This is a genomic window from Methanosphaera sp. ISO3-F5, assembly GCF_034480035.2.
Classification (GTDB): domain Archaea; phylum Methanobacteriota; class Methanobacteria; order Methanobacteriales; family Methanobacteriaceae; genus Methanosphaera.
Genome location: NZ_CP118753.2, coordinates 1,201,183 through 1,226,057, shown reverse-complemented (window position 1 = coordinate 1,226,057; position 24,875 = coordinate 1,201,183). Strand labels below are relative to the sequence as shown.

The following is a 24,875-nucleotide window of genomic DNA, read 5'->3' as shown; positions in this document are numbered from 1 at the left end:
TAAAAAGAGTATGTGATGAAGAGGATTTCAGTATAATTTTTAACTCTTCTTCCTGTGTTTTTGTTTTTATATTTTTGGATTTTAGTCTGGTTTAATTATATTTTCAGTACTGTTGTTACTTTTCCTGTTTTGTACACTCCATTTTCTCCACTTATTATCAGTAATTCGTAGAGTCCTGGTCTGAGTGTTGTTGTGAATGATAGGTCTATTTTTACGTTTTTACTATTAGCATTGTTTATTGTTTTACCGTTTACTTTGAATGCCAGTTTAGTGGTGGTTGCTAGTGGTTGGCCTGTTTCATCAGTGATTGTTGCTTTTACTGTGGTTTTCTTGTTCTTGGTGCTTATACTGTTTGGTGTGATGAGCGCTGCTTTTTTCTCTAGTGTGAGTGTTCCGTTTGTTTCTGTACGTTGATAGTAGTTTCCTCCAATTACTGCTGTAAGTGTGTATGTTTTTGCACTGTATGTTGCTGGTATGGTGTAGTTTAGTATTGCTTCGCCGTTTATTATCTGTGCGTATAGTGTGTTTCCTTTCTTGTCTTTTAGTGTTTTGCCGTTTAGTTTGAATATTACTTTGTCATTGTTTATACGATCACCGTTAGCATCCAGCACTTTTGCTCTTAGTGTTATGGTTTGTCCTGCTTTTGCTGTGGTGGCTGTTGGATCTATTGTTATTGTGACTTTTCCTTTTGTGATGTTTAGTATTCCGTTTTGTTTGGTTCTGCTTGAGGTGTAGTTTTCTGTTCCGCTGTATACTGCTTCGATGTAGGTGGTGTTTTTTATCCATACGTTTTGTACTTTATAGTTTATACTTGCTATTCCATCTTTTACTTGTGCATAGATTATGTTACAGTTTTCGTCTTTTAGTGTTATTCCGTTTATTTTGAAGATTGCTTTTCCGCCTGTTACTTTTTCTCCATTTTCATCTTGTATGTTGGCTGTTATTTTGGTTATGCTTCCTATGCTGGATTTTATTGGGTTTATGGTGATTGTTGTGTTTAATGGTGGTTTGGTGAGTTCTTTTATTGTGTTGTTTAGTGTTTCTATTGTTTGTTGTGCTTCATCTAATTGTTGTGTTAGGTTGTTTATTTGGTCTTTTGCAGTTTCCAACTGTTGTGTTGTGTCGTTTAGTTGTGTTGGTAGGTTTTCTATTTCTTCTCGTGTTTGTTCCAGTTGATTGTTTAGGTTATTGTTTTCTTGGGTGATTGTTTGTATTTCTTTTTCTGCATCTTGTAGTTGTTTTGTTAAGTTGCTTATTTGTTCTGTTAGATATTCTATCTTCTTATCTTTTTGTGTGGTTTCCTGTGTGAGGTTACTGATTTGATTGTTTAGTGTTTCTATTTTCTCCATTGCTTCTATTAGTTGTGTTGTTAAATTATTGTTGGTGTTGTTTAATGTTTCTATTTCATTGTTTGCTCGTTCTAGTTGATTTGTAAGGTTTTCTATATTATCCTGTGCTTCATCTAGTTTTTCTGTGAGGTTTTCTATTTGTCCTTCGAGTTCAGCTATTTTTTGTCTTTATCTATTTCTACTGTGAAGTTTATTGTTGCATTTGATTCTTTGTAGTCATCTGTTTCAGGGTATTGTACTGTTATCTGGTACTCGCCAGGTGTGAGTGTGTTGTCTGTTATTATTCCACTGGTGGTGTTCTGCTTTATGTCACCGGTAATTTTGATGTTTGCATCAGCTATTGGTGTCTTGTATATTGCATCCTGTACGGTGACATTTATCTGTACATTTCCTTGTGTGTTGTTTATTATGTCATATACTATTGTGGTGTTTCTTTGCTTAGTGATGTTTAGTGTGAATTCTGTTGAGCTTGGATTTGTACAGTCACTACTATATGTTACATTTATGAGGTAGGAGTCATTTAGTGGGTTGTAAAGGTTTTTTAGTGCACTTGCTAGTGATTCTGTTGGTAATTCATATCCATCACCTATGTTATAGTAAGTGAATAATTGTTTGTATTCGTCTTGATCTTTTATTGTTATGTTTATTGTTCCTTTTTCTCTACTAGGGTCTGTTATATGAAGTGGTATTTTATTGTTTATTCCCTCATAGTATTCATATGATTCTTCAGGTGTGGTTATTTGTGAATCACCTATTACCTTGAATGTAACAGTATTTGATTGTTGGTTACATGTGGTATAGTATATTTCATATTTTCCTGCTTTTAAACCTTTTAGTGTTATGTTTTCGTATTGTGTTGTTATGTTTTTTTCTCCATTGATGTAGAGGGTTATATCATTGATTCCTGTTTCAAAGTCCCAGTAGTACATAGGATTTGTTAGTTGTATAGTGTAGTTTAGGATTATGTCTTCATCTTGTTGGAAAGTGTCTTGGTCATCTTTTATACTTATTTTTATTTCATTGAGGGCTATGTCTGTGGATTCATAAAGATTGTCCTCGTGTATTCCATTCCACCAACCATTTAAGTCTATTGTTTCCTTGTTACTTGTTGCAGTGTTTTTGTTAAAAGTGTTGTTTGTAAGATTTATCCAGCCTCCCACAAATATTGCACCACCAATTTGTGCTGTGTTATTTGTGAAAGTAGATTCTATTACATTTAAAATACCTACATTACGAATTCCTCCCCCCTCGTTTGCATTGTTGTTTGTGAATGTGATGTCTGTTACAGTTAAAATACCAAAATTACTTATTGCTCCTCCCTGTTCTCCTGTTGCGTTTGTTATTGTGATGTTCTTAAGAATCATAGAAGTACCCGCACTTATAAGGAATACTTGTTGTTGGTGTCCGTTGATTGTTTGTCCATTACCATCTATTGTAAGTACCATACCACCATGATTCCATGTGATTGTTCCTGTATTATTGTATGATCCACTTAGTAGGCGGATGGTAGTATCAGAACTTGCACTACCTGCAGTATTTATAGCAGCTACTAGTTCTGTGTAGTTATGTACTTCTATTATCCCCTCTTTCTTGAGGTTAGAGTCCTTTGTTTTCTTTTCTATAGATCGTGTTTTACTTTCACCTATTTTTTTGGATTATCATCCATTAAATTCTTTTCTTCAAATTTTATTGTTTCTTTATTATCCTGTGATACCGTGCTTATATCACTTACGATTGTATCATCATTTGTATAAGATTGGTCTTCCTGAGGGGTTTCTGTTGCACTGACAACTCCCACCAAAAATATCAATACTATGACAAAGAGTAATACTTTTTCTATTTTTATCATATCAGACCATTCTCCAATAATTATAATTTACTATGATAATGTATATGGGGGGGGGAGGGTCAAATTTCATTCGTTATCTTAACTGTTTAACGAACACAAAAAAGTTTACCCTTAATAGTAATTTTAATTGGTTTTATAATCGCATTTCTAGGATATCCTATAAGTATATTAGTGTCATGTTTAATCACAGTTTGCATATGGATTTTCACATTCAGACATTTCAAGGATTTGATATAATGAAAACAGAACGATTTGAAGCATTAGTTGATGCAGTAATACTATAATTATAACTATAATAGTTCTAGAAATACCATTACCTGATAATGTTACTTTAAATTCTATATTAAACTTAAAAATGTATTTTTTCTCATACTTTGTAAGTTTCCTGTTATGTTATAATTTCTGGAATAATCATCAAAAATTCTATGAATACATTGAAAACATTAATCATCAGGTGATATGGTTAACCGGTGCAATACTATTTGTACTATCATTCATACCTTTTCCTGACAAATATAATCATTAAAGATTTCAATATATTCTTTCCCCAGTTATTATATGGATTAATATTTATTATAATTGATATATTATTCCTCAAATCTTGTTACATACTAAAATTTGGAAAAAAATAATAAAGAACTAGAAAATAGAGTTAAAATTATAACAAGGAAAATAATTATCATAATATTACTAATTATAATAGGAATAATTATAGGATATTTATATTATCCTCCAGCAATATTATACTCCTGTTTTGGATGTTTAATAGCATCATGGATAATGAGTTACAAGGGAATTTATTAGGATAAAAAAAGTACCATTTATTTATCATTTGTTCAGTATAATACATTATTAAAATTTAAACAAGATCAATTCTCTACTATCGGCACATAAAAAAAGCTACACAAGTTTTTTAAAGAATTCCTAAAATTTAAATATTTTATTGAAGATAAATACATTACATTATACATTTAGAGGATAACTATGAAAAATGAAAAATTAATATTGTATTTTTTGATAGTTGTAGTTTCTTTTATTTCATTCACTGCAGTATCAGCTGCGGATTTAAATGGCACTGTAGATTTTGATAATTTAGAAGACGTTGGTGATAAAACATACAATAATCTTCAAGAGGAAATTACGGCTGAAAAATCAAGTTATACATTGGAAAATGATTATAAATTCAATAATGAAGTTGATAAAGATTATTCTAGTGGAATCAATATAACTAAGAATAATTTTATAATTAATGGAAATAATCATGTAATAGACTGTAACAATCAAGCCAAAGCATTTGATATAACTGGAAAAAATGTTGAAATAAATAATTTAATTATTAAAAATGCTTTTTATGGGTATGGTTCAGCAATTAGTGTTAATTCCACATTAACATTAAACAATGTTACATTCATAAATTGTATTGGAGATAACAAAACATATGATGGTGGAGCCATTTATTCTAATAATATTACATTAAACATTAATAACTGTAAATTCATTGATAATGGCGGAGAAAATGGTGCTTCAATCACTTCTATTAGTTCCACGGTTTATGTTGTCAATTCAACATTTATCAGCAGTAGCGATAAAATTATTAAAGGCCAAATTTATTTGGAAAACTCAAGGTTAACTGTTGACAATTCCAAATTCTTAAATACTACTTCAAAATATGCTGCAGCAATCTTTTTCAGGAATGATGGAACTTTAAAAATTAATAATTCCAAATTCAAAAACTTATATGCTTATAAAACTGCTGGTGCAATTGGAGCAAAAATTATTTCAAATTTAATAATTACTAACTGTGAATTTGACAATGTATCTAGTCAAAACAATGGTGGTGCCATTTTTACAGATAGTTTTGGTGGAGATTCTGTTTTCAGAAGTGATGTAAACATTAATAATACATCATTCAATAACTGTTTTTCTGATTTTGGAGGAGTTATCCTTCAATTAGATGGAAATCTAGTTATTAACAATACAAATTTCACATCCAACACTGCAAATTATGAGGGTGGTGCAATTTATACAAGTTATACTGATGTTGAGATTTTTAATTCCAAATTTAAATCCAACAGCCTAATGGATGACATATCCTATGGTGGTGCATGTTATTTTGATGAGGGTGAGGTACTCCTTAAAGGAAATGATTTTGTAAACAATACTGGTTCTGAAGGATCAGCAGTTTATGGATATGATACTACTTTAAGCTTAATTGGAAATTACTTCAACAATCCCTCTGATGGGATAAGTATATGCACAGTATATGGAAAAGTGGATGATGAATCTGATAACAATTACACATCAGATGTTAAATCATTCAATAATACAAATGATTTCTATAATTTTGAAAATAAGATAAAATCATTTACAATAATCAACAACACTCTCTTATTTGATAAGATGCCTGAGGAATTTGATTTGAGAAAATATGGATGGGTCACTCCTGTTAAAAATCAGGGTTTCATGGGATCCTGCTGGGCATTTGGAAACATGGCAGCACTGGAATCATCATTGCTTAGATATACAAATAATACGTATTCCCTATCCGTAAATAATATGCAAAATTCAATGCTTCAATATTCAAAATATGGTGTAGACACTATTAAAGAAGGAGGAAATGCATTTTCCGCTGTTGCCTATTTAATTGATTGGCTTGGAGTTTTCCCTGATGAATATGATGGTTATGATGAACTAGGTAAGATATCCTCATTGTTCATAACTCCTGAAGACATTCATATTCAAAATGTGGTTATTATTCCTCCAATAAAAAATGCTACAGATAGAGATTTAATCAAAAATGCTTTAATCAATTATGGTGCTGTAGCAGCCAGTCATTGTGCAAACTTTGATGAAAACAAGTATTTCAACAAATCAAATAGTGCACAATATTGTTATGACAAACAGGAGTCAACTCATAGGATTTGTATCGTGGGATGGGATGACAATTATTCCAAGTATAATTTCCTAAAAACTCCCGAAGGTGACGGTGCATGGATAGTTAAAAACAGTTGGGGAACTGATTGGGGTGATGAAGGATACTTCTACCTATCATATTATGACACATCATTTGCAGACAAGGAGAGCGTCTGTTATATAATTAACAATGATCAATATACCAGGATTTACCAGCATGATGTTGGTGGAGATTCCAAATGGATTCCAGAAAGTAAATATTATGCCAGTATCTTCACGGCTGATGATGATGAACTTATTGGTGCTGTTGGAACAGTATTCAATGAAAGTGGCAGAGAATATGAATTTACAATAACAGTAAACGATGTTGATGTATATACTCAAAGAGGAATAAGCAAAATAAGTGGATATGAAACAATTAAATTGGATAAAGTTGTTCAAATTAAAAAAGGAGATGTATTTAAAATTACCTTTGAAAACACAGCATGTGTTGTTCATAATCTTAGAATTCATCCACAAAAAGGTAAATCTTTTGTAAGTGATGACAAAAAAGAATGGGAAGATCTTTCTAAAGTATATTTTATAGCTATCCTAAAAGCATATGCACTACCTAAATTTAATACTAATATTACCTCTGCAGATGTTTCTATCTTATCTGATGAAATGACTAATGTCAAAGTAAATATAATTGATGAAAATGGAAATCCAGTAACAAACGGTACTGCTATCTTAACAGTCAATGGAACTAATTATACTGGTTCAATAGTTAACAGCACAGTCACATTTAAAAACATAAACTTAAATAATGGTAATTATACTGGTGTTATCACATATCTTAGTAATGACATTTATAATCCATCAAGCACCACTGTAAATGTCGAGATTAATAAAGTAAATACAATCCCTACAGACTCAGTCAAAGATAAAACACAATATAAAATAAACAAAATTAACACTATTCCTATTATATGGTATGATGGAAATGTATATTACACACAAAATGAAAACACAACTAATAACAGCACCAATACAACTGAACCTGAACAAAACCAGACACTACCTTCAAATGAAGTTCAAAACAATACAAGTCAGTTTATTAATTCAAATCAAAATGGAAACCTCATATTAATTGCATTATTAGTATTGATATGTTTAACTTCAATCTATATTATAAGACGTAAAAGATAATATTTTTTTACGCCTACTCCTTTTTTTCGTTTTAATAATACACTTCTCTTTGAATAATTTCTTGACATAATTATAACAGAAAACGAGTTTTTACAAAATATTGGCAACATCTTTTTCAGAAAAACAGGATGGAGAAGTTCAATAATAAAGCAATGACAATATGTTCAATTAATGTAGTCATTATCTAATATTAGATTACAGTGAATATTTAATATAGTAAAAATAGATATGAAGAGATTCACTTATCTCATCATCTGTATATTATTCAATAATATCTGATTATACTTTTAATACTGTTGTCATTTTTCCGGATTTGTATATTCCATTTTCTCCACTGATTATTAGTAATTCATAGAGTCCTGATTTTAGTGTATTATCAAATGATATGTCAATTTTGCCCTTATTGCTTGTTACATTATTTAATATAGTTTTACCATTTGCTTTAAATGCTAATTTTGTGCTTGATACTAATAGTTCTCCTGTTTCATCAGTGATTGTTGCTTTTATCGTGGTTTTACCATCAGCAGTTTTTATGCTATCTGTATTTATGATTATTCCTTTTTTCTCTAGAGTTAATGTTCCATTGGTTTCTGTTATTTCGTAGTAATTTGATCCGTATACTGCTGTTATTGTATATGTTTTTGCATTGTATGTTGTTGGTATAGTATATTCTACTACTGCATCTCCATCGATTACTTGTGCATATAATGTGTTACCTTCACTATCTTTTAGTGTTTTTCCGTTTAGTTTGAATATTACTTTGTCAGTGTTTATTCTGTCACCATTAGAATCTACTACTTTTGCTCTTAGTGTTATTGTTTGTCCTGCTTTTGCTGTTATATTGGTTTTGTCTAGAGTTAATGTGACTATACCTTTAGTGATGTTTAAGATATTTGTTGCATTGAAACTTGAATCATGGAATTTTGTTGTTCCACTTTATACTGCTTCGATGTATGTAGTATTTTTCATCCATACATTTTGTACTTTGTAGTTTATAGCTGCTATTCCATTATTCACTTCAGCATAGAGTGTGTTATTGTTTTCATCTTTTAGTGTTTTTCCATTTATTTTAAGATTACTCTTCCCCGTTCGTTAAACAGTTAAGATAACGAATGAAATTTGACAACATTCGTTAACTATTTATAACAAATTTATTAATATTAAAAATATAAACTATTTTAACTTTTAATGGAGATAGAAAAATGAGTGAATATTTCAAATATGAAAATAAGGATTATGATATTCCTTTTTTAAACGGGATTCCAGAGCTTACAACTCCAAGATTATAGTATTAGTTATAGGATTTTTAATCACATTCATAACACCATTTGTTGTTCCTCTAGAAGGATTTCATATCCAAAAAGCTTTAATAGTCTGTTTTGCAACATTAATTCCTATAATTTATGCTTTGAAAGGTAATCTGTCAATGATTTTTAGAGTTCCACAAGTTAAAGACATCAAAATAATAATTTTAGGTCTAATCGGAGTTATGATTTTATCAGCAATAATCAATTTTATGTTCGTTAAAGACCAAAGATAACGAATAAAAATAGACTGTACGAATAGCAGATTATAACCTAAAGGTCAAGAGGGTTTCTATATGAGGATGTGTTATAAAAGTTTCTGAAAAACTTAAATGTCCCAGGATTATCATCCGAGAGATTAAATTTAACAATAGTCGCATTGATATAATCCAACATATCCTCATGTCATGAGTGTAAAAATATTCCCATAACTCCACCAAAGAAGTCACAGTATCATTATAAGTAACCTCTTTTGGAGCAACTTTCAAACCATCATTAAACCACCCCCAAACAAATCAAAGAAGTGTGTAATATCTTTAGGAAAATAAGATAAGAGTTGATTTAACTGTTTGTACTTACCACCAGTATAATTAAAAGGAGATTTTATATAACTCATTTCTGCATTTAACGATTAATGATTAGTTATATTCACAAATATAAATAATATGTTTTTAAAATGAATCAGAACGATTAAAAACATTCATATACTATTAAAAAATATGTTATACTGTAGAATTAACTTATTCTACACTATGAAAAGTATATTTTTGTTTTACTTTAACAATCACACTTTCATCTAAAATAAATACTTTTTGAAAATAAGAAATGGGTATTCTTGGTATGAGAAGTTAATCGAAAAAAAGATATTCTATTACAAGGAGTGTGATACAATAACAAACAAAGAGAAACTATTATAATTCCCAAAAAACAAATTAAAACAAAATGGTTAAAAGTATGGGCTTGTTACCCTACATGGAATTACTCAAAATAATCATTGAAATTATCATCATATACTACCAATACTTTAGATGATAATAGAGTAGTTAATTTATGATTACTAGAATACCCACTTAACCATAAAATGTTATGTATAAATACAATATTTATACGAATAATATGGTTTTAATAATATATAAACATTATTTCTCATTTTTAAATATTTTTTGAAGGCAAAGTTATCAAATTTGTAACTACCAAAGTAATAAATAACTTAATCTTTTTTCAACATAACATTAATCAATATAATATATTAAAAACAAGTTTTTCAATATCAAAATTTATTTATAATGTTTTTTCTGTTAAAAAATATTTTTATTTCATTATGGGTTTATTTTTTCTAATTATTTTTATTTAGGGATTGTAAAAACTGATAAATAATGAATGGATGTAGATTTAAAACAGTATTTTTTTTGATTAAATAGTTTATGTGTATGATTTTGGTTATGAAAAACTCTTTTCATATTAAAATTTATTGTATATAATAAATTTTTAATTGATAAACTTTTTCTTTATCTTATATAATAAATTATATATTTATCTTTTATTATATTATTATATATAATATATTATGTGATAGTGATTTGCAATGGTTTATAGAAATTTATATATGGATAAGATTAATCGAGTTAGGAATAATGGTCTTATTAAAATTATAACAGGAGTAAGAAGATCTGGAAAATCATATATTTTAAATACAATCAGGAAAACATTAATTAAAGAGGGTATTAATGATGAAAATATAATATTTATCGATTTAGAACTTCCAAATTATAATTATTTGACAAATAGGATAGAATTGGATGAAATTATTATTCCCTTACTGGAAAATACACAAGATAAGAAGTATTTATTTATTGATGAAATTCAAAACATCAATGAATGGGAAAAAAGCATCAACGGTTATTATAAGGCATATGATGTCGATATTTACATTACAGGATCAAACTCTAAGTTACTATCTAAAGAATTAGCAACATTCCTAACCGGACGTTATCTAGAAATTAAAATTTATCCTTTTAGTTTCAATGAGTTTTTAGAATATAAAGAGGAATTAAATACTGATTGTATCATAGATAACAATCTTAATTCACCTATTGAAAACTTATTTGAAGAATACTTTCAATATGGTGGTTTACCGTTAGTAATCTCAAACGATATTAAAGACAAAAAAACAATATTACAAGATGTATATTCATCTATTTTATTATATGATATAGTAGAACGTTATAAAATACGTAATACGGGAATACTACAGAGGATAATAAAATATCTTATTGAAAATGTAGGAAATTTAATATCAGCAAACAATATCTATTCTTATTTGAAAAGAAAACAAATTAAAATAACACCAAACACAGTATATAATTACTTAGAATACTTAGAAAATGCATATTTTATTTCAAATGTAACACGTGAAGATGCAATTGGATTAAATGAGATAATTAATTCAGAAAAATGTTATCTTATAGATCAAGGATTCTACAAATCAAATCTGGAAGAAAAACAAAAAAATTTTGGACATTTACTAGAAAACATTGTATACTTAGAATTGCTCCGTAATGGTTATAAGGTAACGATAGGAAAGTTAAAAAAATATGAGATAGATTTTATAGCAAGAAAAGATGATGAAAAAATATACATACAAGTAACATATAACTTGTCAAACAAAAAAACATTAAACAGAGAATTAAAACCATTACTTGAAATAAGGGATAACTATCCAAAATACTTAATTAGTAAAGACAGAGAAAATTACAGTACAAAAGGAATAAAACATTACAATATAATACAATTCTTAAAAGAATTTAAGGACTTCTAGGAAACTTTTTTGGAGTGAAAAAAAGAATATTATTATATTAAAAAGTATCTATGTTTTTATCTACATACTAACAACATAAAACTACTATAAAACCTAAAAATTACAAACAAAACAGAAACAAACAAAATAAAAAATCAAATAAGAGGAATAGAAGCAATCACATCAGCAAAATACTGGAAAGCAATAAGCATAATAATACCCAAAGAAATAATCTTTAAAAAAATGCTCTCTTATAACTTATAATTCCGATATCAAAAATTTTAATAATACTAGAAGCATATCTATAAAAATTGTACAAAATGTATCATTAAATTATATTAACCATCTTACAGTATCTACTGGAAAATATTTAAATAAACTTTTAAGACTTTATTGTTCATATAATCCTAGAATATAACTTTAAACTTAATATTGTATAAAAGAAAAATAAGGAAAAAAATGGAGGTGAATATAATTACAAGAATTATTATCATATATCAGGTACTTCAACAAGTATTAATCCCTCCTAAAGAGATCCCTTGTATATACTTTTTCTGCTACATCTTCCAGAATTTCCTGGTCAAAACGATTTGCAAGAATAATATCACTTTCTTTCTTAAAACGCTCAATATCATTTACTACTTCAGATCTGAAGAATTCACTTCCATCTTCTAAAGTTGGCTCATAAACAATTACAGGTATTCCCTTTGCTTTTATACGTTTCATAACACCCTGTATAGCTGATGCACGGAAATTATCACTGTTACTCTTCATAGTAAGTCTATAAACTCCGACAGTTTGAGGATTTTCTGAAATAATCTGATCAGCTATAAAATCCTTACGCACCGTATTTGAATTTACAACAGCTTCTATCATGGTCTGTGGAACATCCTTATAATTAGCTAGTAATTGTTTTGTATCTTTAGGTAAACAGTATCCTCCATATCCAAATGATGGATTATTATAATGTCCACCTATACGAGGGTCCATACATACTCCGTCAATTATCATTTGTGTGTCTAAGCCTTTGGTCTGAGCGTATGTGTCAAGTTCATTAAAATAACTTACCCTTACTGCTAGAAATGTGTTAGCAAATAGTTTAATAGCTTCTGCTTCAGTTAAATGTGCTAATAACACTGGAATATCTTGTTCTTCACAGCCTGACCTTTTTTCTTCTTCTCTTGCACCTTCTAATAATAGGTTTGCAAACATTTGTCCTTCCTCTTTTTGTTCATCATCACATCCAACTACTATTCTGCTTGGATGAAGATTATCATATAATGCTTTAGATTCACGTAGGAATTCTGGACTGAATATGATGTTTTTTATTCCATATTTTTCTCGCACCATATTTGTGTAACCAACAGGTATTGTGGATTTTATTACCATAAGTACATTAGGGTTTACTTTTAGTGTCCATTCAATTGCATCTTCCACGGCTGATGTATCAAAGAAATTATCAACATCATCATAATTTGTTGGCGTGGCAATTATTACTAGTTCAGCATTTTTGTATGCTGTTTCTTTATCAGTGGTTGTGTAGAGGTTGAGTTTTCGTTTTCCTTCACGTGTTTCTTTGAAAAATCTTTCTATTTCATCATCTTGAATTGGACTAATGAATTTGTTTAATTTTTCTGCCTTTGATTCTGTTGTTGTAATTGCTGTTACTTCATGTTTTTGGGCTAATAGGACGGCTAGTGAAAGTCCCACGTAGCCTACTCCTGCAACTGTTATTTTCATTATTTTCTCTCCGTTGTTATTTATTCTGTCATTGGGACGAATATATTCATTTTTATGATTTCATAATTTATATGAGGATGTTTATATATGAATATCATTTTTTTTTCATAAACTAGTTTAAAAGTTTATTTTTCTTTTTTAAAAAACTTTACTAAGAATTTTTAAATGCCTTTTTTTCTTTTTAGGAAAAACTGTTTATATCAGTGATAATTATGTATTTTATTATTTTTTAGTATATTTCAATGGTTTCAGCTAATGAAATGAACACTACTGGAACATATTAATCAGTCACTTCTGATGTAACACTAGTTGACACTCAAGAAGACAATTATGCTAATTTATTTTCAGATTTAAAATATAAACATTACAGATACAGAAAATAAGCATATAAATTTATCAGAGGAGTAATAGTATAATTCAATGATGGATAATCAGTATAAAGAAGGTATAATAATTAATAATCATAACATTACGACTAACGGTAATGATTATATAATAAATGCAAATAATGAAGCAAGAATTTTTAATATTACCGGAAACAATATAAAATTTAAAAATATTAACTTCATGAATGCTAAAACAGAAGGTAATGGTATGCTATTTATGCACAATCCAATAAAATAAATTTAATTAATTGTACTTTCCAAAACAATCATGCAGATGAATGTGGTGGAGCTGTATTCATAGGAGATGATTATTCAAATAACTTAATAGAATCCACTTTTATTAACAACACTGCCGTAAATGGTGGAGCATTATATTTCAGAGGATCTGTTACTAATACAAATATTACAAGTTTATTTAATAATAATTCCACTGAACGTGCTGGAAGTTCAGTTACAATAAATAAATATGCAAATTTAAGGTTTTAGTTAATATTTTGTAGGTTTTTTCTGGAATAATTCAGTTAAATTTAATATTATTAATTATTTATTTATTAATATAATTTTGGTGATATTATGTTATATAAAGTTGAAGGAATGGGTGTGGAGTTTGTGCTGAAGTTTGTGATTTGAATCTGATTAAAGTATCTGGTAATTATATTGAAATGGATATAGATCATTGTGTTCATTGTTCTAAATGTGTTGAGTCTTGTCATAATGATGTTTTTACGAAAAAAGTTATTTTTAAACACTTTTTAACTTTGTTCTATAATAAGGTTAGAAATAAATTCTGATTTTTTTTTGTTTATTTTTTCTAATTTTTTATTGTGTTATTGATTTTATGCATGTTATTTCTGTTAGTAATCCTTTGTTTGTTTGGTTTGGTTTTAGGTTAAATAGTTTTATTACTGCCTGTGGTATTTTGTTTTTGTATTTCTTGTTTTTTATTGGTGTTTGGTTTTTGTTTAGGAAGTTTATTGTGTATTGTTCAGTATTTTTGTAGTTGTTTATTTGTATGTATGGGTATTTGAAGTTTTTGCAGATGTATGTTTTTGTTATTTTCATTTTTTTTTCCCTCTATATATTTATTTTATGGTTTATTCTTTTTGTTATATTTTTTTTGGTTGTGAATATGTTGTTTGGTGTTATGTATGTGTATTGTGTTTGGTTTTGATTGTTTTTGTATGTTATTTCTTTGTTCATGTATCTCATTTTTTTCTCACCTATATATACCTATACCCCTATGGGTATATAATAATATAAACCTACTAATATATAAACATATAGAACAATTAATGAAAAAAAACTTAAAAAAAATAAATAATTAATCAAATAAAATTAATACTAAATGAATCTAAGTTATTATAATAAACAAAATAAAAAATAGACAAATCATTATTAAAGTTTTACAAAAGGATGGGGAAAAATAATGAAACAATATATAGTAGATGCATTCACAGATAAAATCTTCAGAGGCAATCCAGCAGCAGTATGCATATTAAAAGATTGGATATCCGATGATATAATGTTAAATATAGCAATAGAAAATAACTTATCAGAAACAGCATTCATTGTCAAAAAGGATGAATGTTATGAATTAAGATGGTTTACTCCCACAGGTGAAATAGATTTTTGTGGACATGCAACATTAGCTTCAGCTTTTGTAATATTTAATTACTATTCCAATAATAGTAAATCAATAACCTTTTTAACTAAAGTCAAAGAAATTACTGTTGAACGAGAAAATGACAACTATATTATGACTTTTCCCAAATATGATTATGTGGAAGTTCCAGTAACTCAGGATATGATTGATTCTTTTTCAGCAACTCCCATTAAAGCATTTAAAAGTAGGGATTTATTATTAATATATGACAGGAATGATTATGAATTATTAAAACCTAATTTTGATTTAATAAAAAAGTTGGATGCTGTTTGTGTGGCTGTTAGTTGTGAATCTGATGAGTATGATTGTATTTCCAGGGTTTTTGTTCCTAGTATGGGTATTGATGAAGATCCTGTTACTGGTTCTACTCATTGTTTGATTGCACCTTACTGGTCAAGTGTATTGGGTAAGAGGGATATTCTTGCTTATCAGAATTCTAGAAGGGGTGGTGTTTTGTCTTGTAAGGTTTTGGAGGATAATGTTATAATTTCTGGTAGTGCCGTGTTGTTTTGTGAATCAACATTATACCTGAATTAAATGTTTTTTCATTTTTATTAACATTTTTTAAAGTTTTTTTTATTAAGTTCTATTTATTATGTATTAATATTTAAATAGTATATTATGTATATAATATATTATGCCCTAGTGGGCTTAGGTTTTTCTATAAGACCGATTCATTTATTATTAAACATATATTATCATTTAAAATCACATATTAATAAAGGGAATGTTTATTATCGTTTTTATGGCTCTGTCATTTTTTTATTAATAAACATATTTTTTTCTTTTTTTTCTAGAATTATTATTATTTTTCTCGTATATTCAGTAATTATTAATTAATTTTTTTTGATAAAAATAGTTTTTAAAATATTTTTTCATAAAGAAGTATTTAATTCTCTATGAAATATATTTGTAATAAGTTTTTATGATATGAATGTACCTTTTCAGGTAATATTATATTATGTTACAATATTATATAAATCTAGGTTACTTGAATAAAAAATTAATTATACTTTATTTACATAAATTTAAGAATATTTGAATAAATCATCAAATACCCTGTATTAAATATAACCTACAATCCTATTTTCAATCAATTCAATAATCTCATCTTCAGCCTTAAGAGGATCCAAATAAATAATATTACCATCATAATCAATTTGTTTATCTTTCTTAGGATAATCAAAATCTAATTCTGCAGCTTCTAAACCCAGAGTTAATGGAATATCACTTTTTGTATGCAGACCATCAGCCAGGAATACTGGCAATACGATGATATTATCAAAATTCTGTGATTGTAATTTTTCAAAAGATTCTGGTATTGAAGGTGTCTCAATTCTCATAAAACTTAATTCTATAATATAATCATCTAATCTTTTCCTTGTTTTTTCAGCAATATCATTTAACACTATTTTACCATAAGGTAAACTACTGCCATGTCCAATTAATAAAATTCCAGTGTTATCATTATTTATTTTATCATCTTTTAATACATCTTTTAATCTTTTTTCTACAATATCTACAATTTTATCGTCTGATTCAAATGGATCTAGGTATATGATTTCTCCATCAAAATCTATTAGTTCGGATTTAGCTTCTCGTTCATCATCATGGTGGTGGTGATGGTGGTGGTGTGAATGTTCTAGTCCTTCATGACTGTGGGGTAGTCTTAGTATTGTTGGAATGTCTACTTTGGTATGTATTCCATGTGATAGAAATGCTGGTACTACTATTATTCTTTCCATGTTTTGTTGTTTTAGTTTATTTACTTGTTGTGGAATGTTTGGTTCTACGAGTTCCATGAATCCACTTTCTACTGTATTTTCTATTTTTTTGTCTAGTTTTTGTGCTATTGTTGTAACTACTTCTTTATTATATGGCATTTTACTTCCATGTCCTATTATTAGTACTCCTGTTTTTTTATTCATTTTTTCTCTCCTTTGTTCAAGTTTTATGTATTTGTTTAACTTTTTTTTTTAATAGTATCAATAATTTAATATTACTTTTTTACTTTTATGTATTACTAGTATTATATTAAAAGTGATAAATATACTTAACTAAAGTATTACAAAAAGAAAAAAATATTAAAAGAATACGACAACAATAACAATTAAAATTATAATCGGAACAACAATACTTAAAATTCCTATTATAGCATTCATAAGATTTTCATCCATACTACAAACCCTCTTAATAAATTTTATTAATACTAATAATATATTCAAATAAATATATAAATTTAGCCACACCTAAAAAATTAATAATTAGCCACATATACCAAAAAATACAAAAATAAACACAAGGAGTAAAATAATGAAATACAATAAAATAGGAAAAACCAAATACAAAATAAGCGAAATAGGATTCGGAGCCGAATGGATGGCAGGAAAACCCTATGAAGAAATAAAAAAAATAATAACACACTGCGAAAAAAACGGAATCAACTTCCTAGACTGCTGGATGTCCGACCCAGAAGTAAGAAGTAACCTAGGAAAAGCAATACACGAAAACAGAGACAAATGGATAATACAAGGACACATAGGATCAACCTGGCAAAACAACCAATACGTAAGAACAAGACAAATGGATAAAGTAATACCAGCATTCGAAGACCTCCTCACAAGACTACAAACAGACCACATAGAATTCGGAATGATACACTACGTAGATGAAGTAGAAGAATACAAAAAAATCATCAACGGAGAATTCATAGACTACGTACACAAACTAAAAGAAGAAAACAAGATACACCACATAGGATTAAGTACACACAACCCAGAAGTAGGATTACTCGCAGCAAACAACCCCGAAATAGAATTACTAATGCTCAGCCTAAACCCAGCATTCGATATGATGCCACCAGTAGTACTGGACGACTACTTTGAAAAAGAAAAATACTCACAAGACCTCGGAGGAATACAACCAATAAGATCACAACTATACCAAACCTGCCAAGACACAAACACAGCAATAACAGTAATGAAAGGATACGCAGGAGGAAGACTATTTAACAAAGAAGACTCACCATTCGGAATAGCAATGACACCACTACAATGCATACACTACGCACTAACAAGACCATCATCAAAATCAATACTCGTAGGAATAAACAGTATAAAAGAATTAGATGACGCATTATACTATGAAAAAGCATCCGAAGAGGAAAAAGATTATTCTAAAATACTTACAACCGCACCCCAACACTCATATCTAGGTAAATGCACATACTGTGGGCACTGTGCACCATGCCCATTTGAAATAAACATAGCCATGGTAAACAAGCTATATGACCTTGCAGTAGTTCATGAAGAAGTACCAGAAAGTATACGTGAACATTATAATAATTTGGATGCTCATGCTTCATTATGTTTTGGCTGTAAAAAATGTGAAGAAAGATGTCCATTTGGTGTAGAAATAATAGAAGTTATGAAAAAAGCCAGTAAACTATTTGGAAAATAAATATAATTCCTTTTTTAAAAAAATTAGCTATTTATTCATAATTTATATTAGTTATAATATACATAATATGATATATCAAAAAAATATATAGTGAAAAAATGACGGATGAAAAAGTAAAATGGAACAGTAACCTGAGCTTTTTACTAGCAATGATAGGATCCGCCGTTGGATTAGGAAACATATGGCGATTCCCATATGTAGCATATACTAATGGTGGTGGAGCGTTTCTAATACCCTACATCCTATCAATAATATTCCTCGGAATACCCCTATTATTCGTAGAATACGGGGCAGGTTACAAATTCAAATCAGGAATAAGTAAAATAGCACATAAAATAAATAGCAAATATGAATACATTGGCTGGTTTATACAAGCATCACCATTTCTAATACTAACATATTACGTTGTAGTAGTAGCGTGGGACCTGATATATGTACCTTTAAGCTTCTTCAAGGGATGGGGACCAAAACCTGAAGAATTCTTTACAAACACAATATTACAAAACTCAGCAGATCCCTCAGGATTATTCAGCATAGCAATATACGTATTAATAGCATTAATAATCGTATGGGCAATAGTATGGTTTATTTCACATAGAAATTTAAATGATGGTGTCGGAAAAGCAAATCGTATATTAACACCATTATTATTCATATGTATGATAATCATAGTAGCATTTGCAGTAACACTACCAGGTGCATCACTAGGATTAACCACATTATTCACACCAGACTGGAATTCAGTGCTCAACCCAAACATATGGGTAGCAGCATTTGGGCAAATATTGTTTTCATTAAGTATAGGAATGACAATCACACTAGCATACGCTAGTTACCTGCCAGATGAAACTAACATACCAAGAAGTGCACTGACAGTAGCAATAGCAAACAGTAGTTTTGAAGTATTTACTGCAGCAGGAGTATTCAGTATCCTAGGATTTATGAGTACAACAAATAATATTCCAATAGGTGAACTAGTATCACAGGGAACTGGATTAGCATTTGTAGCATTCCCTGAAATATTTAATGTAATGGGAACATTAGGATATGTTATAGGTCCATTATTCTTCTTATGTTTATTGTTTGCAGGAATAACATCAAACATATCAATCATAGAACCACTGGCATTATCAGTTCAGGATAAATTCAATATATCAAGGTCAAGAGCAGTTTCAATAATCAGTATTGTTGCATTTGTAATATCATTATTATTTGCAACAACATATGGAAGTACATTACTAGGCGTATTTGACACATTCGTAAATCAGTTCGGTTTATTATTGAATGTAACATTACAAACAATATTAATAGCAGTAATTTATGGTTTAGACAAACTGTTACCTGGAATTAATAAAAATGCAACATTCTTAAAACTAGGAAAAAAATGGATATTATTAGTAACTTATATAATACCTGTAATATCATTCATATTATGGATACAAGCAGTATTTACTAATGTAATATTTGTAGATAGTGCTACTATGATAGTAGAATTCATATTGTTAATGATAATGCTTATATTACCATATATTCTTACAAGAGCAACACCTAAAAGTGGTGATTATTAATTTCATCACACCACTATTATTATTTTTTTTAGGGAAAAAATAGAGTATTCTAATTTTTTAATGCTTCAACATCAATAACTTCTTTTTCAAACAATTCAAGTTCTGTATCACTAACTGTATTTAATACAAGCTCATCAGCTTCATATTGTTGAATTAATTTTTTATATTCTTCATCATCAGGCTTTTCATCTTCCTGATAATATTTATCCGTTACTACAACCTGATCTTTGATGATTGCAACATGATATTTATATAACATTCTTCTTTCACTCCACAAATAAATGTTTTTCTAATTCTTTACGTATATTCTCTGGAATCAATACTTTTTCCTGCTTATTAAAATCAAACTGTACAAGAATTGCCTTTCCCTTGGCTGTTAAATTATCATCCTGCCATGCTTCCTGGTAAACAGTAACTGAAGTATTACCTATCTTTTCCACATATGTTCTGATTTCTATAGTTTTGCCAAAAAATATTTGGTCCAAGTAATCAAATTCAGTATGTACCATTATAAGATTCCATGTTTTAGGATTTAATTCCATTGTAGGATTAAATATTTTATAAAGAGGATTTCGTGATGTTTCAAACCATAAGGGTATTGAAGTATTATTCACATGACCTAATGCATCAGTGTCTCTTGAGCTTACATCTATAATACTTTTAAACATATTATTTATTTATCTTATTTATAGATAATATAAGTTGTTTTAAATATTTAAATGAAACATTTCATAATTATAATTATAAGAAGAAAAATAATATGGTAATAGAATGAACAACATCATAAAAAACATGCCAATAGCCATTAGCGGCACATTACTAGCAGTATTATCAATAGGAAATTTATTCGAGGATAACCTTATTAAAAGTATAACATTCATATTAGGCCTGACTATCATATTAATCCTACTATTAAAACTAGTATATTATAGAAAAGAATTATTTAAAGAACTATCTAACCCAGTAGTTTTAAGCACTCCGGTACATTCTCAATGGCAGTGATGGTACTAAGCACTTATATTGTGAATACCAACCACTATTTATCCCTAATTATATGGTTAATAGGAGTATTATTACATTTGCTGCTAATAATCTATTACACAATTCATCATATCATACTTGATTTCAATATAGAAAAGTATTATGGAAGCTTATGGGTTGTATATATTGGATTAACAATGGCATCCATTAGTGGAGGTATACTAGAGTTACATGATATTTCATGGATATTCTTTGTCTTCGGTTTAATAGTAATGATACCAAGCTTCATACTCGTAAGTTACCGGTACATAAAATACCCAGTTAAAACTGATGCAAATAAACCGTTAATATGTATTTACGCAGCCATATTCAACATATTAACCGTAGGATACTATTATTCATTCAATACTTTAAACACACAATTCATAACAACATTATACATTATAGGATTAATACTCTACATATTCTCATTATACCAACTAATCAAGCACATCCGATTACCATTTTATCCAAGTTACAGTGCTTTTACATTTCCCTTTGTAATAAGTGCAATAGCAACAACAAAAATGATATTAATACAGAATAATATGATTCTAACAAGCATAAGTAAAATTGAAACAATAATAGCTACAATACTAGTAATCTATGTATTATATGAATATGTAAACTATATCATTCAAAAAAAAAAGAAACATAAATTAGAAGTTTATCCTTCTAATTTTTTAATAGTGCGAACACAATCATCAATAGTACTATTTATCTTATAAACTCGGGCAATACGCTTGATAACATCTAAAAATCTAATTGTCTGATCAAGAAATGAATATACATCTCCAGGATAAATTACTAGGGAGTACTGTTTTTTAAACTCCTTACTTATTTCGGATGGACTCCAACCCTGTAACCTACGATTAATTATATGCTCAGAGATATTCTTTTCTAAACAGTTACACCTTGGACTATCCCAACAATCACAGATAAAAAAATCATTGTGCATATTAATTATAAAATTTCTAGTCTTCTTATCAAGAACATCCAATATTTTACCTCTAATAATCTCATACCTGTTTTCATCGGAAAAAAGTCTGATATTAGGATATAATCCTGCTTTATTAAAGCTTTTCAACAATGAATCCGATAAATAAACATTTTTAATCTGTTCGATATTTAGGGAAACCTCCAATATATCAGATAATAAATGGTTTTTAACAAATTCTGCAATATTAATGCTGATAAATGACTTTGAAACTGCAAAACCATACTCTGTGGGAATAGCCGTATTATCTGATTCAACCTTGATTAATTTATTATCTTTTAATTCATTAACTGCTTCTTTAAATGTTACAGGTAACTCTAATTCGTCATATACTTTTCTGAGACTATTCAAATCGGCACAACCAAGGGCACAAATGTCGGCTAAAACTTGCTCATATACATCATTTGCATCATATAAAACATTTACATTCTGAATACTGCTATTAATTAATTTTTGAGCAATAACATATTCATTAGCAGAGTACCTGTCCATTACAGGTAACAGGTAAACCTTTCCCGTATCATGATAAGATGGTCTTCCAGCCCGACCCAGCATCTGATGAAACTCATTAGGAGTTAACCATTCAAAACCCATACGAAGAGAATCAAAAATAACCTGTGAAGCAGGAAAATCAATACCATTACTTAAAGCACTAGTAGTTACAATAGCAGTTAATTCCTGTTTAATAAAAGATTCCTCAATCTCTAGCTTACGATTATATGTTAAACCAGCATGATAAGAAGCAGCATTTACACCATTCTTATCAAGAAACTTGCTGATAATCTCAGTATTACGCCTGGAATCAGTGAAAATAATGGTTTGTCCATGATAATTCTTAGAAGACACATTATTAAACTCTTTAAGACAGAGATTCTTAATAAAATTCATTTTTTCTTTAAGATATAATGGCACAATATGTCTTTCAATTTTAACCGGCCTCTTATCATAGGAAACTAAACTCATATTAAATGTTTCAGCAACTTCATGAGCATTCTGAATAGTAGCAGATAAAGCAATTAACTGAGCATCCTTAAATAATGATAACAATCGATGAACTAATCCATTAAGTCTATGACCTCTCTCCTTATCATCTAACATATGAATCTCATCAATTACAACAACACCTAACTCATTTAAAACATTATACTTCCCACTTCTAAGAATATAATCTAAACCTTCATAAGTAGCAACAATAATATCAGCATCACTAACTGATTCCTCAACAATATTTAATTCTTCATCAGTTTTAACCCTATTACGACCAACTTTTATCACAACTTTAAACCCTAATTGTTCATAATCCCTTTTAAAATCACGATATTTTTGGTTAGCAAGAGCAACAAGTGGCGTTAAATAAATCATCTTCTTATCTTCTAAACACTTAGTAATCCCTGCTAATTCACCAATTAGTGTCTTACCAGAAGCAGTGGATGATACTACAAGAAGATTTTCATCATCCAATAATCCATTTTTAACTGCATTTACCTGTACGGGTAACAGATAATCATACTTTTTATTCAGTATCTGTTTAAACTTGTATGGAATATCCAGTGAGTTAACATGTATCTTCTCATATTTTTCTTCTGTTGCCGGTAATGTATCTACTAATGTTAAATCAGGATTGTTTAAAAGATCATAATTATTTTCAATAATATCTAAGATTTTAGTCAAATCATGATACTTGTTTAATAATAGGTCAACACGGCTTGTTGTAATGTCTGTATATGTATTATTTTCTATAACATCCTCCAAATATGTAGAGGCACAGTATTTACAATAAGTCTTTCTGTAAAGAGTGTATTCTTCACTTGTTGATAGTACTGTAGTAAATTTTTTTTGTAAACAGCTATCACAAATATGCTGAATTGTATAAGATATGTTTTCTTCATTAAGGAAGCTATTTAGTGTATCGTTTTCATCTGTGAGTATTACTTTATCTTTCTTTAATATTTCAAGCAACTCTTTGTCATTAATACTTACTTTTTTATAATATTTTTGTATTGATATATTATCTATTAGGAGTTTGTATGATTTTATTAGGGTAAAACTTCCTTCATAGATTATTTCGTTACTTTTGGATATGTAAATGTCTATCTTTTTACGTCTAGGTTTTAGAATTATCATGTAATCACTGTAGTATTATTCTGTTATTATTATAGTTTTTAAATAGTATTAATTTTTTTTTAACGATTAAATATTTGGAAGTAGAAATATTTAACTATAATCAGTTTTAGGATAAATATAGTATGAGAAGAAAAAATAAACAAAAACCATTACCATTAGATGATAATGTGCTAAAAACATCAAATGATGAAATCATAGATGATTTAAAACATAGAATAAATGATTTAACGGGCCATATGGATGAAATAATTGAGAAAGATACAATAAAATATTCCACTAGAGATATGGTGTTTGTTACAATCACTCCAAAAGAAGATTATGTGGAAATAGTATGTAATTTACCATATGATCGTATATTGGACATGTCACGTAAGTGTCAAGTACAACCTTATGCTGCAGAGGATAATACGGATATTGTGACGTATAATATTAAAACTAAATTTGATATACAGTATGCTGTTAGTATTGTTCAGCAGTCCTTTATTTATAGAAAAAGATTAAAATTATAGATAATGGGG

Annotated in this window: 22 protein-coding genes; 11 read left to right on the top strand and 11 right to left on the bottom strand. The window is 28.6% G+C overall.

What is annotated here, in order from left to right:
- Window positions 1-95: 95 nt before the first annotated feature.
- The 3 genes from PXD04_RS17230 to PXD04_RS17220 all read right to left on the bottom strand — a co-directional run bounded on the left by PXD04_RS17230 (window position 96) and on the right by PXD04_RS17220 (window position 3,198).
- Window positions 96-1,349, bottom strand: a complete 1,254-nt coding sequence (locus tag PXD04_RS17230; RefSeq protein ID WP_323736052.1) for a hypothetical protein — start codon at window positions 1,347-1,349, stop codon at window positions 96-98.
- Window positions 1,350-1,504: 155 nt separating this feature from the next.
- On the bottom strand, window positions 1,505-2,794 hold the full coding sequence (locus PXD04_RS17225; RefSeq protein ID WP_323736051.1) for a hypothetical protein: 1,290 nt from the start codon (window positions 2,792-2,794) through the stop codon (window positions 1,505-1,507).
- 197 nt (window positions 2,795-2,991) lie between these two features.
- Complete coding sequence (locus PXD04_RS17220) at window positions 2,992-3,198, bottom strand: hypothetical protein (protein ID WP_323736050.1); 207 nt, start codon at window positions 3,196-3,198, stop codon at window positions 2,992-2,994.
- Window positions 3,199-3,478: 280 nt separating this feature from the next.
- Here PXD04_RS17220 and PXD04_RS23420 point away from each other — a divergent pair, with 280 nt between their 5' ends.
- Together PXD04_RS23420 and PXD04_RS17215 are read left to right on the top strand one after the other, a co-directional pair.
- Window positions 3,479-3,724 (top strand): TMEM175 family protein, encoded by a 246-nt coding sequence (locus tag PXD04_RS23420; RefSeq protein ID WP_409988284.1) that lies wholly within the window; start codon window positions 3,479-3,481, stop codon window positions 3,722-3,724.
- Window positions 3,725-4,182: 458 nt separating this feature from the next.
- On the top strand, window positions 4,183-7,299 hold the full coding sequence (locus PXD04_RS17215) for a C1 family peptidase (RefSeq protein ID WP_323736049.1): 3,117 nt from the start codon (window positions 4,183-4,185) through the stop codon (window positions 7,297-7,299).
- A gap of 1,788 nt (window positions 7,300-9,087) precedes the next feature.
- On the opposite strand, the gene PXD04_RS23415 is transcribed toward PXD04_RS17215, so the two are convergent.
- Window positions 9,088-9,219 carry a DNA adenine methylase gene (locus tag PXD04_RS23415; protein ID WP_409988278.1) on the bottom strand — a complete coding sequence of 44 codons (132 nt, stop codon included), beginning with the start codon at window positions 9,217-9,219 and terminating at the stop codon, window positions 9,088-9,090.
- 969 nt (window positions 9,220-10,188) lie between these two features.
- On the opposite strand from PXD04_RS23415, the gene PXD04_RS17210 reads away from it, so the two are divergent.
- Entirely contained in the window at window positions 10,189-11,421 is a 1,233-nt protein-coding gene (locus PXD04_RS17210; protein ID WP_323736048.1) for an ATP-binding protein, read from the top strand.
- A gap of 495 nt (window positions 11,422-11,916) precedes the next feature.
- Here PXD04_RS17210 and PXD04_RS17205 read toward each other — a convergent pair whose 3' ends face one another.
- Window positions 11,917-13,140: a nucleotide sugar dehydrogenase gene (locus PXD04_RS17205; protein ID WP_323736047.1), complete on the bottom strand. Its 1,224-nt coding sequence runs from the start codon at window positions 13,138-13,140 to the stop codon at window positions 11,917-11,919.
- Window positions 13,141-13,560: 420 nt separating this feature from the next.
- Here PXD04_RS17205 and PXD04_RS17200 point away from each other — a divergent pair, with 420 nt between their 5' ends.
- Window positions 13,561-13,764: a hypothetical protein gene (locus PXD04_RS17200; protein ID WP_323736046.1), complete on the top strand. Its 204-nt coding sequence runs from the start codon at window positions 13,561-13,563 to the stop codon at window positions 13,762-13,764.
- A complete protein-coding gene (locus PXD04_RS23410; RefSeq protein WP_409988283.1) occupies window positions 13,740-14,012 on the top strand; it encodes a hypothetical protein in 273 nt (90 codons plus the stop codon). Before PXD04_RS17200 ends, PXD04_RS23410 begins: the two co-directional genes overlap by 25 nt.
- Before the next feature lie 333 nt (window positions 14,013-14,345).
- Here PXD04_RS23410 and PXD04_RS17195 read toward each other — a convergent pair whose 3' ends face one another.
- Entirely contained in the window at window positions 14,346-14,588 is a 243-nt protein-coding gene (locus tag PXD04_RS17195) for a hypothetical protein (RefSeq protein WP_323736045.1), read from the bottom strand.
- Window positions 14,589-14,600: 12 nt separating this feature from the next.
- Window positions 14,601-14,735 carry a hypothetical protein gene (locus PXD04_RS17190; RefSeq protein WP_323736044.1) on the bottom strand — a complete coding sequence of 45 codons (135 nt, stop codon included), beginning with the start codon at window positions 14,733-14,735 and terminating at the stop codon, window positions 14,601-14,603.
- Between the two features lie 217 nt (window positions 14,736-14,952).
- Here PXD04_RS17190 and PXD04_RS17185 point away from each other — a divergent pair, with 217 nt between their 5' ends.
- Window positions 14,953-15,726: a PhzF family phenazine biosynthesis protein gene (locus PXD04_RS17185; RefSeq protein ID WP_323736043.1), complete on the top strand. Its 774-nt coding sequence runs from the start codon at window positions 14,953-14,955 to the stop codon at window positions 15,724-15,726.
- Between the two features lie 527 nt (window positions 15,727-16,253).
- Here PXD04_RS17185 and cfbA read toward each other — a convergent pair.
- Entirely contained in the window at window positions 16,254-17,117 is an 864-nt protein-coding gene (gene cfbA / locus PXD04_RS17180) for a sirohydrochlorin nickelochelatase (protein WP_323736042.1), read from the bottom strand.
- Window positions 17,118-17,502: 385 nt separating this feature from the next.
- Here cfbA and PXD04_RS17175 point away from each other — a divergent pair, with 385 nt between their 5' ends.
- Together PXD04_RS17175 and PXD04_RS17170 are read left to right on the top strand one after the other, a co-directional pair.
- Entirely contained in the window at window positions 17,503-18,648 is a 1,146-nt protein-coding gene (locus PXD04_RS17175; protein WP_323736041.1) for an aldo/keto reductase, read from the top strand.
- A gap of 98 nt (window positions 18,649-18,746) precedes the next feature.
- Entirely contained in the window at window positions 18,747-20,216 is a 1,470-nt protein-coding gene (locus PXD04_RS17170; protein WP_323736040.1) for a sodium-dependent transporter, read from the top strand.
- 49 nt (window positions 20,217-20,265) lie between these two features.
- On the opposite strand, the gene PXD04_RS17165 is transcribed toward PXD04_RS17170, so the two are convergent.
- Both PXD04_RS17165 and PXD04_RS17160 read right to left on the bottom strand, forming a co-directional pair.
- Window positions 20,266-20,475, bottom strand: coding sequence for a hypothetical protein (locus tag PXD04_RS17165; RefSeq protein ID WP_323736039.1), 210 nt, complete (start codon window positions 20,473-20,475; stop codon window positions 20,266-20,268).
- A 7-nt stretch (window positions 20,476-20,482) separates the two neighbouring features.
- Window positions 20,483-20,884 carry a thioesterase family protein gene (locus PXD04_RS17160; RefSeq protein WP_323736038.1) on the bottom strand — a complete coding sequence of 134 codons (402 nt, stop codon included), beginning with the start codon at window positions 20,882-20,884 and terminating at the stop codon, window positions 20,483-20,485.
- A gap of 103 nt (window positions 20,885-20,987) precedes the next feature.
- On the opposite strand from PXD04_RS17160, the gene PXD04_RS17155 reads away from it, so the two are divergent.
- A complete protein-coding gene (locus PXD04_RS17155; protein WP_323736037.1) occupies window positions 20,988-21,218 on the top strand; it encodes a hypothetical protein in 231 nt (76 codons plus the stop codon).
- Window positions 21,209-21,964, top strand: coding sequence for a hypothetical protein (locus PXD04_RS17150; RefSeq protein WP_323736036.1), 756 nt, complete (start codon window positions 21,209-21,211; stop codon window positions 21,962-21,964). The genes PXD04_RS17155 and PXD04_RS17150 overlap by 10 nt, the downstream gene beginning before the upstream one ends.
- Here the strand turns inward: PXD04_RS17150 and PXD04_RS17145 are convergent.
- Window positions 21,904-24,357 carry a DUF5814 domain-containing protein gene (locus tag PXD04_RS17145; protein WP_323736035.1) on the bottom strand — a complete coding sequence of 818 codons (2,454 nt, stop codon included), beginning with the start codon at window positions 24,355-24,357 and terminating at the stop codon, window positions 21,904-21,906. The genes PXD04_RS17150 and PXD04_RS17145 overlap by 61 nt on opposite strands.
- Before the next feature lie 122 nt (window positions 24,358-24,479).
- On the opposite strand from PXD04_RS17145, the gene PXD04_RS17140 reads away from it, so the two are divergent.
- Window positions 24,480-24,866, top strand: a complete 387-nt coding sequence (locus PXD04_RS17140; protein ID WP_323736034.1) for a hypothetical protein — start codon at window positions 24,480-24,482, stop codon at window positions 24,864-24,866.
- Window positions 24,867-24,875: the final 9 nt, after the last annotated feature.